Genomic DNA, 12,773 nt, shown 5'->3' on the forward strand with positions numbered 1-12,773 from the left:
AACACGTACGTCTGTTCTGTAAGTTATCGTGGCTCGGGTCGCCACTACGTTCCGAGGTTTTCCATGTCAGCACCATCGCTTCGCAACGCCCTCGTGTCCGCCGCGGCCGCGGCCGCTCTGGTAGTCCCGGCCGTCGCGCACGCGGACGCCCCGCCCGGCACGGTCGTGGCCACGCGGCCCGCCACTTCCGCCGAGGGCGTCACCGGCGCCGCGACCGTGCAGTACGTCACCTATCGGACCCAGAACTCGCTGAACCAGCCCGCGACGGCGGGCGCCCTGGTGTACACCCCGCCCGGGGCCGCCCCCGCCGGCGGCTGGCCGGTCGTCGCCTGGGAACACGGCACCGTCGGGGTCGCCGAGAACTGCGCGCCCTCCCTCGCCGGGCTGGGCGACGACACCTACCCGACGCTCATCTCCACCTGGCTGGCCCACGGATACGCGGTCGTGGCACCCGACTACATCGGCCTGGGCACCCCCGGCCCGCACGCCTACCTCGACGGTCACGCCGAAGGCAACGCCACCGTCGACGCCGTGCGGGCCGCCCACGGCACGACGCCCGGACTGTCGACCCGCTGGGCCGTCGTCGGGCACTCGCAGGGTGGTCAGGCCGCGCTGTTCACCGCGTCCGAGGCGTCGAGCCGGGCCCCGGAACTCGATTTCCGCGGCACCGCCACCTACGCTCCCGGCGCCAGCGTCGTCGATCTGATGCTGTTGGTCGGGCGGCCCGGGCTACCGGACGTGCTGTCGCCGGACATGAAGGCCTACGGGGTGTACGCGCTGCTCGGATTGTCCGCGGCGCGACCGGATTTCGATCTGAACAGCTACCTCACCCCGTACGGGCAGCAGGTGCTCGCGCGGATCCGTCCGCTGTGCCTCGACGCCGCCGTCACCGCCTTGGACGGCGTGGACATCGCCGCCATGTTCGCCCGCCCGCTCGCCGAGGGCGACTTCGAGGCCATCGCCCGGCCGGTCATGGACGTTCCCACCAGCGGCTACGACCGGCCGATCCTGATCGCCCAGGGCGACGCCGACACCGACGTCCCCGCGCCACTGGTCTACAACCTGGTCGTCCAGCTGTACGCCCACGGTGTGAACCCCGACGTGCACAACTATGTCGCCGACGACCACGAAACCATCCTCACTACGGCCCGTTCCACCGTCGACACTTACCTCGACACGATCCTGCACGCCACCGGCGACACCACGTCGACCGGTTCGGCGGGTGCCGGCTCGTCGGTCTCGGCCGCCGGCTCAGCGGCCGGATTGTCGAGTGCAGGTTCGGGATCGGCCGATGCCGGACTCGAGAGCACCGCGCTGAGCGCTGGATAGGAGCAGGTCGGCCCTTCCGGGTCAGCGGTACCTGCGGATTGCGCAGTGCGGGTTCGAGATCGGCGGATGCCGGACTCGGGAGTGCGCCCTGAGCATGGCATGGGCCGCCGCCGGCTCGCCGGGTGCGGTCATCGGCGCCGCGGCCGGATCATCCAGTGCTGGTTCGGGGTTCGGCCGGCGATGCGCTGGGGAGCATCGCCTGCGGCGGATGGGGCCGCCCGGTCCCATGGCGGCTCGCTTCGGACGGGCCGTCACGCGGGGATCGGCGCAGGCAAACCGGTTGGCCTGCAACGTTATCGCTCGGCTAGCATCGGGCGCGGTCCGCCCAGGGCCGACGCGATCGACCAGGGCGGGAGTTGTTGCTCGGGAGGGGAAGTGCCGTACATGCAGAACAGCGACGTGACCGCGAACCTGGTCCATCGGGCAGCGGACCTGCGTCGTCGCCGAGAAACGGGCAGGTCCCGGATCGTCGGCCTGGTCTGGCTGGCGGTAGCTGCGGTTGTGGGGGCGTTCCTCGCCTTCATCTGGGGGCCCGACAGGCAGAATTCGACCGCCGCGCCCCAGTGCGACGGTCAGGTGATGGCGCGCGGTGACCGCTGCGTGATCACGAGCCACGGCTCCAGCAATACCTACTCCTATGACCAGATGGTGCACAACGGCCACTCGGACGGTCAGTTCACGATGATCCTCGGATACGTGGTGTTGGCGCTGGCCGTGGCGTTGGTGGTTCCCGTCTTCCTCCGCCTGGACCCGGCGAAGCCGTGGGGGACCCCGATCCCGACGCCGTGCCCGCAATGCGGCCGGAACGGGTTGCAGGAGAAGAAGATCGCCCTCCGCCACAAGAAGGGTCGCACCACATACAACTGGACCGCGCTGGTCACGGTATGTACCGGCGGATGCGACTTCAGCCACGTCCGCAAGCCGTAAGGCGCCCGCACGGCACCGGACCCGCGTCGCTGGATGCGGGTCCGGTCGTCATCGGTGCGGCGTTTCGTGTGGGTCAGCGCGCCCGGCGCATGCGGCGGACGAACAAGCCGGTGATGGTGCCCAGGGTGCCGAAGCACACCACCATCAGCACCTGGCTCAACCAGACCATGGTCGACACCGGCAACTGGTAGGCCAGCACGATCCGCAGCACCGCCTCACCGGTCATGCCCGCACCCCACATGGCGGTGACCCGCCGGAAGGTGCGGCGCATGGCCGGAGTGCTGTCGAAGCGGGCCTGGAACGCTGCCGCCTGCGCGGGGGCGGTCGAGCTCAGGGTGCGCACCGCGGCCAGGTAGGACAGCGGCTTCGCGGTGAGGGTGCTGATCAGGAACGCCAGGCCCACCAGGCCGGTGCCCAGCGAGTCCTTCACGATCATCATCCGGGCGTCGCCGCTGATGAACGTCGTGACCAGGCCGAACGCGAACACCGCGAGGATGATGCCCGCGAACACGTCGACGCGCCGGGTGCGGACCATGTCCACGACCAGCGTCACACCGGCCAGCGCCGTACCGGCGGCCAGTGCGAGCACGTCGCCGACGCCGAGCGCGTGCAGGCCGTAGTAGGCCAGCGTGGGCAGTGCGACGTCGCGGGCCGTGGTCAGCAGCATCCGGCGGCGGTCGAACCCGGCCGCGGAGGTGCCGGCGGTGTCCGCGCTGGGCGTGCCGCCGGTGGTGTGCTCGGTACCGGTGGCCGCCGCGCCGGACGTGATGCCGCTCTCGGGCGCGCCGTACCCGCGGAGGGTGACGCCGGTGGTGGCCGCCGGGCCGGTGAGATCGGTGGTCTGCGGGGTGCGGGTGTCGGTGCTCATCGGAGGGCTCCTGACTCGGTGTGCCGTTGCTGTCTACGACGCTACGGCGCTCGAGCGCGCGGAACCTTTGCCGTTCATCATGATTCGGCCATGACAGATGTCACGGGCCGCGCGGGCGTCCCTGGCAACCGCGACCTGCCGAAATGCGGATGAGTCGGGCTGGGTGCATCGCCTACGATGCGACCAGCGAGAATAGTGCCGACAGACCAGCCGCAACCGGATACAGGGGAGAAACGAGCGATCGTGGCCGACGACACCGGACGAGCCGACACCCAGGCGCTGACCGAGGAATCCCTCGCCGCCGCAGCCGCCGCCGCGGAGAAAGCGTTCGCCGCGGCCGCCGACCTGGACGCGCTCGCCGCCGCCAAGGTCGACCACATGGGCGGGAAATCGCCGATCTCGCTGGCGCAGCGCTCGCTGGGCGCGCTGCCCAAGGAGGAGAAGTCCGAGGCCGGTAAGCGGGTCAACGTGGCGCGTGGCCGGGTCACCGAGGCCTTCGAGTCCCGCCGCGCCACCCTGCTCGCCGAGCGCGACGCCGCCGTGCTGGTCGCCGAGGCGATCGACGTCACGCTGCCGGCGCAGCGGCAGCCGGTCGGCGCCCGCCACCCGATCACGGTGATCTCCGAGCAGATCGCCGATGTGTTCGTGGCCATGGGCTGGGAGGTCGCCGAGGGCCCCGAGGTCGAGACCGAGCACTTCAACTTCGACGCGCTCAACTTCCTGCCCGACCACCCCGCGCGCACCATGCAGGACACCTTCCACGTGGCGCCGATGAGCGGTGCGGGCCCGAGCCGGCAGGTGCTGCGCACCCACACCTCCCCGGTGCAGGTGCGGTCCATGCTGTCGCGCGAGCTCCCGATCTATGTGGTGTGCCCGGGGCGCACCTTCCGCACGGACGAGCTGGACGCCACGCACACCCCGGTGTTCTCCCAGGTCGAGGGTCTGGCCGTCGACAAGGGCCTGACCATGGCGAACCTGCGCGGCACCCTGGACGCGTTCGCGCGCGCGCTGTTCGGTCCCGAGACCCGAACCCGTATGCGCCCCAACTACTTCCCCTTCACCGAGCCGTCGGCCGAGGTGGACGTCTGGTTCCCCGGCAAGAAGGGCGGCCCGGGCTGGGTCGAGTGGGGCGGCTGCGGCATGGTCAACCCGAAGGTGTTGATCGCCAGCGGAATCGACCCCGAGGTGTACAGCGGTTTCGCGTTCGGCATGGGTTTGGAGCGGACGGTGCAGTTCCGCAACCACATTCCCGATATGCGCGACATCGTCGAGGGCGACGTGCGGTTCACGCTGCCCTTCGGCATCCAGTCCTGATCACCTGTACCGATACACGGAAAGCGACACGACACAGTGCGAGTAGCGCAGTCCTGGCTGACGGAAATCCTGCAGCGCACCACCCCGGACTGGGAGGTGACACCGGAGGAGCTGGACGCCGGTTTCGTCCGGGTCGGGTTGGAGGTCGAGGAACTCGACCGGCTGCAGCCGATCACCGGCGACGGCACCCCGCTGGTGGTGGGCCGGGTCGCCGAGATCACCGAGCTCACCGAGTTCAAGAAGCCGATCCGTTTCTGCAAGGTCGATATCGGCAAGCCCGAGCTGCAGGAGATCGTCTGCGGCGCAAGGAATTTCGCGGTCGGTGACCTGGTCGTGGTGGTGCTGCCGGGCGGCACCCTGCCCGGCGGGTTCACCATCACCTCGCGAAAGACCTACGGCCACACCTCGAACGGGATGATCTGCTCGGTCGCCGAACTCGGCATCGGCAAGGACCACTCCGGGATCCTGGTGCTCGAGCCCGGCACCGCCGAGCCGGGCACCGACGCCAACGCGCTGCTCGGCACCTCCGACACGGTGATCGAGCTGAACGTCACCCCCGACCGCGGCTACTGCTTCTCGGTGCGCGGTCTGGCCCGTGAACTGGCCTGCGGCTTCGACCTGGAATACGCCGACCCGGCGCAGCGTCTGCTGCCCGACCACGAGACCCCGGCCCACCAGGTGAACCTGGACCCGGCGTCGGGCTGCACCCGGTTCGCGCTGCGCCGCGTCACCGGTGTGGACCCGAACGCGATGAGCCCGTGGTGGTTGCAGCGCCGGCTGCTGCTGTCCGGGGTGCGGCCGATCTCGCCCGCCGTCGACGTCACCAACTATGTGATGCTCGAGCTGGGCCAGCCGCTGCACGCCTTCGACACCGCCACCGTCTCCGGTGCGCTCACCGTGCGCCGGGCGTCGGCGGGCGAGACGTTGCGCACCCTCGACGGCACCGAGCGCACCCTCGACGCCGAGGACGTGGTGATCGCCGACGAGTCGGGCGTGATCTCGCTGGCCGGCATCATGGGCGGCGCGAGCACCGAGGTCGGCGCGACCACCACCGACATCCTGCTCGAGGCCGCCACCTGGAACCCGCTCGCCGTGTTCCGCACCGCCCGCCGGCACAAGCTGGTGTCCGAGGCGGGCAAGCGGTTCGAGCGGGTCGTCGACCCCGAACTGAACGTCGCCGCGCTCGATCGCGCCGCCACGCTGCTCGCCGAGATCGCCGGTGGCACAGTCGAACCCGTACTCACCGACGTGCGGCTGCCGGTTCCGGCGGTCGAACCGATCCGGATGCCGCTGGATCTGGCCGACCGGGTCGCGGGCGTCACCTACCCGAACGGCACCTCCGCCCGGCGGCTCGCGCAGGTCGGTTGCGCGGTCGACATCGACGTCAGCGAGAGCGGCCAGGGTCTGCTGAGCGTCACCCCGCCCAGCTGGCGGCCCGACCTCACCCAGCCCGCCGACCTGGTGGAAGAGGTGCTCCGCCTGGAGGGCTTGGAGTCCATTCCGTCGGTGCTGCCCGCCGCTCCCGCCGGTCGCGGTCTCACCGCCACCCAGCGTCGCCGCCGCGCGGTCAGCCGGGCGCTGGCCTTCGCCGGCTGCGCCGAGGTGCCGGCGTCGATCTTCATGCAGGCCGGTGTGTTCGACACCTGGGGCCTGGACGCCGACGACCCGCGCCGCAAAACCATGCGGGTGCTGAACCCGCTCGATGTCGAGCGTGCCGAGCTGGCCACCACTCTGCTGCCCGCGCTGCTGGAAGTGGCCGCCCGCAACATCTCTCGCGGTTCCCGTGACCTCGCGGTGTACGGCATCGCGCAGGTGGTGCTGCCCACGCCGCAGACCGCCCCGGTCGCGCCGCTGCCGGTGGACCGTCGGCCCACCGAGGAGCAGATCGCGCAGCTGATCGGCTCGCTGCCCGACCAGCCGGTGCACGTCGCGGCGGTGCTGTCGGGCCGGCGGGAGCCGCGCGGACCGTGGGGGCCGGGTCGCGCCGCCGAGGCCGCCGACGCGTTCGCCCTGGCCGACGCCATCGGTGCCGCCGCCGGCGTCCGGATCGAGCGCCGTGCCGCCGCCTACCTGCCCTTCCATCCGGGCCGCTGCGCCGAACTCGTCGTCGACGACGTCGTCGTCGGTCACGCCGGCGAACTGCACCCGGCGGTCCTGGAGCGCTCGGGCCTGCCCCCGCGCACCTGCGCCCTGGAACTGAACCTGGACGCGCTGCCGTTGGTCGAATCCCGGCCCGCCCCACTGGTTTCGGTGTTCCCGGCGGTCCTGCAGGACGTGTCGATCAGTGTCGACCGCGCGGTACCCGCGGTCGCCGTCGAATCCGCGCTGCGCGGCGGCGCCGGCGAACTGCTCGAGGACATCGCGCTGTTCGACGTGTACGAGGGTGCCCAGGCCGGTGAGGGCCGCAAATCGTTGACCTATGCGCTGCGTTTCCGGGCCGCCGACCGCACCCTGACCGAGGACGAGGCCAGCGCCGCCCGTGACGCGGCGGTGGCGGCGGCCGCCGGGGCGGTGGGAGCAGTGCTGCGCGCGTGAGCGATTAGGTCGTTTCGGTGTAGTGCCGCGACGAGGGTGCCTGCGGGCGTAGCGGTTCGGAGAGCCCGGGAGTAACCTCCCGGGCTCTCGTCACGACGGTGTGCCGGTGAGCTTGTGTTCCGGTCGCGCAGGTGCGGCGTCGTTCGGCGCGCCGACACCTACCGAGAGCGGCGTTGTTCGGCCGTGCCGATGCTTACCGATAGCGGCCTTGTCCGGCCGCGCCGACGCCTACCGAGCGCTCAGGCGACCTGGCCGATATCGACGGTCCCCGGTGTCGTTGCCGTCCATTCATTTTCAACGCTCGACGGTGAAAGTTCTTGTGGGCGTGCAAGTCACTTAGCGCCGGTGAGTACCTGTGCGCCGGCGGCTGCGGCGGCATCGTTCGGTGCGGACGCTGTGCCGGCGAAGTAGTCGCCGGCCCATTCGGTCGTCAACGACCGCACGGCAACGGTATTCATGGGCGTCGGTGCCCCGCAGGCCAGTTCGCCGACCAGGTCCGAGCTGGCCCCTTCGGCGTCGGTGTGTTCCCCGGCGGGCAGCCGGACGCCGACGATATCGCGGTGCAACAGGGTCTGCAGGGCGGTGGTGCCGCTGCCGAAGTTATTGCACAGCCCGGGCGGCCCCGCGACTGCGTGGATGGGCAGGGCGGTGGAATCGAGGTCGGTCAGCGCGACGTCGGTGTTGTTGCCCAGGAAGGACTTCACCGGGTCGAGCAGGATCAGGCCGCGCAGTCCCGTCCAGCCGGTGGGGGAGTCGGTGTGCAGGTGGTGGGCAACGTATTCGACAGCCTCCGCGCCCGCCGAGTGCCCGACGAAGACGAACTGCCGGGGCAGTGGCGGCGCGATCCGCCCGGCCGCGGCGGCCGCCGCGGCGAGATCGGCGGCCAGCGGGCCCGCCGGATCGTCCGCGGTGGCGAACAGTTCGGCCACGCCGTCGAGGAATGCGGTGTTGTCGCCGAGGTTCTGCAGGGTGCAGCCGTCGAGATTCAGGAACGGCAGGCTCGGCGCGAACACGAGATACCCAGCAGCGGAGAGGGATTCGGCCAGTTCCGCGACATTGCCGTCGGCGCGCGCGAACCCGTGCTGCACCCAGACCAGGCCGCGCGGGCGGCCCTCGGGCAGGTACCAGGTCGCGTGTTGCCGCAGGGTCGAACCGGCACACGGCAGGTCGATCGTGCCGGGCAGCAGGACGGGTGCGGCCTGGGCGGGCGGTACGACGCCGTCGGCCACAGTGACCGTGCCCGGCGGTGCGACCGGGTCGGGCAGCCCGTTCCCAGTCGGCAAGATCGGGTCGGCGGCGGCGGGACCGGCCGCGATCGTGCAGACGGCGGCGAGCAGGACCAGGGCCGAGGTGCGCAGGTACATCGTGACTCCAGGTGCCGGAGACGCGGCACGTCCGGCGGTCGTTCGAGGCGGCGGTCGAAGGACCCGCGCCGCCTCGATCATGTCGGAAACGACGGTCCGGTATGGCCGAAGTGCCCTACCGGCGCGTAATCTCACCGAGGACGAGGTGAGCGCGGCCCGAGACCGCGGGCCGGAAGGAACAGGGTGACGACATGGACCTGATCCACCCCGTACGTCCGGTGCTGGAACTGTTGGTGTTCCGGCCGGAAGCCGGCGGCACCGGTACGCCGGCCGATTACGGCCTCGACTACACCGATGTCCCGGTCGTGACCGCCGACGGGTGCGAACTGTCGGCGTGGTTCGTGCGGGCCCGGGGCGGGCGCGCACCGCTGGGACACATCCTCTACGCGCACGGCAACGCGGGGAACATCAGCGGCCGGATGCCGGTCCTCGCGCTGCTGGCCGACGCCGGATTCGACGTCCTGGTCTTCGACTACCGCGGCTACGGCCGCAGCACCGGCCGGCCCAGCGAGCAGGGCATGTACCTCGACGCGCGGGCGGCCCGGGCGGCGCTGCTCGCCCAGCCGGAGGTGGACCCGGAACGGGTGTTGTACTTCGGGAAGTCGCTCGGCGGCGGTGTGCTGCTGGAGTTGGCGCAGGCCCATCCGCCCGCGGGCCTGATCCTGGTGTCCACGTTCACCGGTCTGCGGGATGTGGTGCGCTCGCTGTATCCACTGTTGCCGGCGTTCACCATGCCCGACGCGTTCCCGAGCCTGCGGCGGGTGCGCACCCTGCGGTCGCCGGTGCTCATCATGCACGGCGAGCGCGACGAGCTGGTCCCGGTCGGCATGGGCCGCGACTTGTTCGCGGCCGCACCGGAACCCAAACGGCTGCACATCTATCCGCGCGCCATGCACAACACCGTGCCGCTGCAGCCGGGCTGGAACACGGCGGTGGCGGACTGGGCGCGCGAGGTGCTCGCCGCGGTCGACGGGACCCCGGCCCGCGGCACGGCGGCGCCCTGACCGGCGTGCCGGAACGCTCCGGCCGGATGTCGGCCGGCCCGCGTAGCCTGGGGTCCGTGACTGTTGCGGACGGGCGGGGCGGCGATGAGTGAACTCGACGAGCTGGCGGCACTGTTGGCGAGCCTGCCCGACAAGGAACTGGCGACCGTCGTCGCGTCCGCGGTGCGCGGCCGCCCCGGACTGGATGCGCTGCAGGTCGTCGCGACCGAGATCCTGCGCCAAGGAGATGCCATCGACGCCGATGTGGTGCCGGATGCACCCGAGCCGTCACCGATGGACGCGCCCGAGTCCGGTCGAATTCCGGTGCCCGACACGATCGCACCCAGCATCGGCACGCCGGTCGCTCCGGGCGGCTTCGCCGGTTCGGCTCCGGTGTTCGGCGGCTACACCTCCGGCGGCGTCCCGACCTTCGATTCGGTGCGCGAGAAGGTGGAGCGCCGCTTCGGAACCGCCCAGGGCATGGAGGAGCTGGACCGGCAGACTCCGGCCGGGCGCAGCACCGAGGAGCAGTGGGAGGCGCGCGAGCAGGCCGCCCGGGATCGTCTGGAGCAGATCCGGAAGTCCTTGCGCGACAATAAAACCGACTGATCTGCGGCCGGGGCCGCGGCGTGCCGCGGTAACTTGTTCGCCGCCGGTACTTACTTTCGAGTCAGTTCGCGATATAGGGTCGAACCCGTGTCGTCGTGCCGGTCCGGCCGGCCCGCGACGCGGACAACAGCTGGCATGCGCGGCGCCCGCCGCGTGGGAGCGCTGCGGCGGTACGCGGAAATTGTTGCACGACAACGGCTCCGGCGCCGACGTTCCATGACGGACGAGGTGGACGACAATGGACCGATCCCGGGAGATCGCCGAAAAGCTGCTCGACGCCCAGGTGGAATACCTGATCGGCGAACTGTCGGGCGACCGGTTCGCCGAGGTCGTCGCACGCGACGTCCCGGCGGTGCTCGCCGTCGCCGACGGCATCGTCTTCCGCGACGTGGTCACCCCCGACCAGGCCAAGGCCGCCCTGCGCAAGGCCGTGGACCGGGCCGGTGCCGCGCCGATCGTCGGCGTGCTCACCCCGGCCCTGGCCGAATCGCTCTACGACCGCGTGGCCGCCACCCAGGACCGCCTGCTCAGCACCGTCGTCGACCGCGCCAAGGTCGACGTCCTGGTCCAGAAGCTGCTCGGCCTGCACACCGCGCACGAACGCCTGCTCGACCGCCTCAGCGAGGCCGCCGAAGCCGGTCCGGTCGCCTCCACTTTCGTCGACCGTCTCGTGGACGACATCCTGGAGGCGAACAAGAAGATCGCCGGCAAGGTCCCCGGCGTGGGTTCGCTGATGTCGCTGGGGCAGAGCGCCGTCAAGACCGCGAAGAAGGCCGCCGACAACAGTTTCCTCGGCGACGCCGCCGGCAAGGGCACTATGTACGGCCTCAAGCGCGTCACCAACGCCCTGCGCGAAACCCTGCGTGTGGCCCCGGTCCATGTCGCCGCCATGCAGGTCTGGGACGTCCACGCCGCCGAACCCGTCGCCGGCCTGCGCGCCTACCTCACCCAGGCCGACGTCCGCGACTTCGCGGTCATGATTCAGGACCTGATCGTCTCCACCCGCAACAAGGAATTCACCGGCATCCTCCTCGACGACGCCGTCGACGTCTTTTTCGCCCGCTACGGCGACCACACCCTCGGCGAACTGGTCACCGAACTCGGCGCCGACCGCGACGACATCGCCGAGGAGATCCTGCGCTTCGGCCCGGCCGTCATCGAGGCCGCCAAGGCCGACGGAGTACTGGCCAAGCTGATCCGCGAGCGCCTCGAGCCGTTCTACCTGGGTGAAGGGGCGCTCGGCATCCTGTCAGCCAGCTGACCGCCGAGCGGCTGTGGCTTATAGGGGTACAGTTATGATAACTGCACCCCTATAAGCCGGAGGCGGCGTGCGTAAACCCCCTGACATGTTCGATCGTGATCACGAGTGGGCGGCGCTGACCAGGTTCGTGTCCGACGAGCAGCCCGGAGCCACACTCGGAGTGGTTTCCGGCCGTCGGCGGCAGGGCAAGACCTTCCTGCTCGAGGCTGTCTGCCGAGCTGCGGGCGGCTTCTATTTCGGTGCGATAGAAGCTGCCGACCCGGAATCGTTGCGGCACATCAGCCGGGCGCTGACCGCGCACTGTAAACCTGCGAGCCCGTTCCATTTCCAGAACTGGTCCGAGGTCGTCGACACACTGCTGTCGCTGGGCGCCGAACGTCCGATCCCGGTAGTCATCGACGAGTTCCCTTACTTGGCCAAGGCGAATCCCGAACTCCCGTCGATCATCCAGAACGCTTTTCGTCCGCTACGGGAACAACGCACCGGATCCCGGACCCGCTTACTGCTGTGCGGTTCGGCCCTGTCGTTCATGAGTCGCTTGCTGTCGGGCAGTGCGCCGCTGCGCGGCCGTGCCGGTCTCGAACTTGTGGTGCGACCGCTGGATTTCCGGCTCGCCGCGGAATTTTGGGGCATCGACGACCCGCGGCTCGCGATTCAGGTGAATGCGATCGTGGGTGGCACGCCGGCATACCGGCGTGAGTTCGCCCGCGGCGACGTCCCGAACGGACCGGAAGATTTCGACGACTGGGTTGCCCGAACCGTATTGAACCCGGAGACACCACTTTTCCGCGAACCGCGATACCTGCTGGCCGAGGAGCCGGACCTGCGCGACACCGCCTTGTATCTTTCGGTGCTGGGCGCGGTCGCCTGTGGGAACGCGACCCGCGGTGGCATCGCCAACTATTTGGAGCGCAAGGCGGCCGATGTCGCCCATCCGATCACCGTCCTGGAGGACGCCGGTCTGCTCCGCCGCGACGCGGATGCGTTTCGCGACAACCGATCCACGTACCGGATCACCGAGCCGCTGATCCGGTTCTATCAGACCATCATGCGCCCGGTATGGGACCAGTTGGAGCGGCCCGGCAGTGCCCATCGAGTATGGGCCGGCAGCCGGCGCCGATTCACCGGCAACGTCCTCGGCCCGCACTTCGAACAACTGTGCCGCGATTGGGCACTCCACGATGCAGACCCCGCACTGTTCGACGGCCTACCGGCCAGGGTGGCGAACGGGACAGTGCACGACCCCGCGACCCGCACCGGCCACGAACTGGACCTCGCCGTGATCGGAGCATCCGACGGCGGAAAGCCGCCGCTGCTGGCTATCGGCGAGGCGAAATGGAACGACACCATGGGCGTCGGACACATCGACCGGTTACGCCACCTGCGCGACCTGATCGGCCGGGCCGGCCGCTACGACGTGTCGCAGACGCGTCTGATGTGTTGCAGCGGAGCAGGTTTCAACGACAAGGCCCAATTGGCAGCGGAGAGGGGCGAGGTGATCCTGGTGGATGCACCGGCGTTGTACGCGAAACGCTGATTACCGAAACCGCGTATGCCGGCCATCAGGACCGATAGGCGCGACC

The 12,773-nt window shown here is 70.2% G+C and carries 10 protein-coding genes; 8 read left to right on the forward strand and 2 right to left on the reverse strand.

Going from position 1 to position 12,773, the window contains the following annotated elements; genetic code table 11:
• Positions 1–63 precede the first annotated feature (63 nt).
• Together EBN03_RS24115 and EBN03_RS24120 are read left to right on the forward strand one after the other, a co-directional pair.
• Positions 64–1,329, forward strand: coding sequence for a lipase family protein (locus EBN03_RS24115; protein ID WP_158675728.1), 1,266 nt, complete (start codon positions 64–66; stop codon positions 1,327–1,329).
• Positions 1,330–1,704: 375 nt separating this feature from the next.
• Entirely contained in the window at positions 1,705–2,256 is a 552-nt protein-coding gene (locus tag EBN03_RS24120) for a hypothetical protein (RefSeq protein WP_122190399.1), read from the forward strand.
• A 73-nt stretch (positions 2,257–2,329) separates the two neighbouring features.
• Here the strand turns inward: EBN03_RS24120 and EBN03_RS24125 are convergent, their stop codons facing one another.
• Positions 2,330–3,124, reverse strand: a complete 795-nt coding sequence (locus EBN03_RS24125) for a VC0807 family protein (RefSeq protein WP_122190400.1) — start codon at positions 3,122–3,124, stop codon at positions 2,330–2,332.
• 243 nt (positions 3,125–3,367) lie between these two features.
• On the opposite strand from EBN03_RS24125, the gene pheS reads away from it, so the two are divergent.
• Positions 3,368–4,438, forward strand: a complete 1,071-nt coding sequence (gene pheS, locus EBN03_RS24130) for a phenylalanine--tRNA ligase subunit alpha (RefSeq protein WP_199742941.1) — start codon at positions 3,368–3,370, stop codon at positions 4,436–4,438.
• 36 nt (positions 4,439–4,474) lie between these two features.
• Positions 4,475–6,973 (forward strand): phenylalanine--tRNA ligase subunit beta, encoded by a 2,499-nt coding sequence (gene pheT / locus EBN03_RS24135; RefSeq protein WP_122190401.1) that lies wholly within the window; start codon positions 4,475–4,477, stop codon positions 6,971–6,973.
• Positions 6,974–7,305: 332 nt separating this feature from the next.
• Here pheT and EBN03_RS24140 read toward each other — a convergent pair whose 3' ends face one another.
• Positions 7,306–8,337, reverse strand: coding sequence for an alpha/beta fold hydrolase (locus EBN03_RS24140; RefSeq protein WP_122190402.1), 1,032 nt, complete (start codon positions 8,335–8,337; stop codon positions 7,306–7,308).
• Positions 8,338–8,528: 191 nt separating this feature from the next.
• Between EBN03_RS24140 and EBN03_RS24145 the strand changes: the two genes are divergently transcribed.
• The 4 genes from EBN03_RS24145 to EBN03_RS24160 all read left to right on the forward strand — a co-directional run bounded on the left by EBN03_RS24145 (position 8,529) and on the right by EBN03_RS24160 (position 12,727).
• Positions 8,529–9,341 carry an alpha/beta hydrolase gene (locus EBN03_RS24145; RefSeq protein WP_122190403.1) on the forward strand — a complete coding sequence of 271 codons (813 nt, stop codon included), beginning with the start codon at positions 8,529–8,531 and terminating at the stop codon, positions 9,339–9,341.
• An 84-nt stretch (positions 9,342–9,425) separates the two neighbouring features.
• Complete coding sequence (locus EBN03_RS24150) at positions 9,426–9,929, forward strand: hypothetical protein (protein ID WP_122190404.1); 504 nt, start codon at positions 9,426–9,428, stop codon at positions 9,927–9,929.
• 238 nt (positions 9,930–10,167) lie between these two features.
• Complete coding sequence (locus EBN03_RS24155; RefSeq protein ID WP_122190405.1) at positions 10,168–11,190, forward strand: hypothetical protein; 1,023 nt, start codon at positions 10,168–10,170, stop codon at positions 11,188–11,190.
• 85 nt (positions 11,191–11,275) lie between these two features.
• Complete coding sequence (locus tag EBN03_RS24160; protein ID WP_233608592.1) at positions 11,276–12,727, forward strand: AAA family ATPase; 1,452 nt, start codon at positions 11,276–11,278, stop codon at positions 12,725–12,727.
• Positions 12,728–12,773 lie beyond the last annotated feature (46 nt).

The sequence above is a fragment of the Nocardia stercoris genome (assembly GCF_003696265.1).
GTDB lineage: Bacteria > Actinomycetota > Actinomycetes > Mycobacteriales > Mycobacteriaceae > Nocardia > Nocardia stercoris.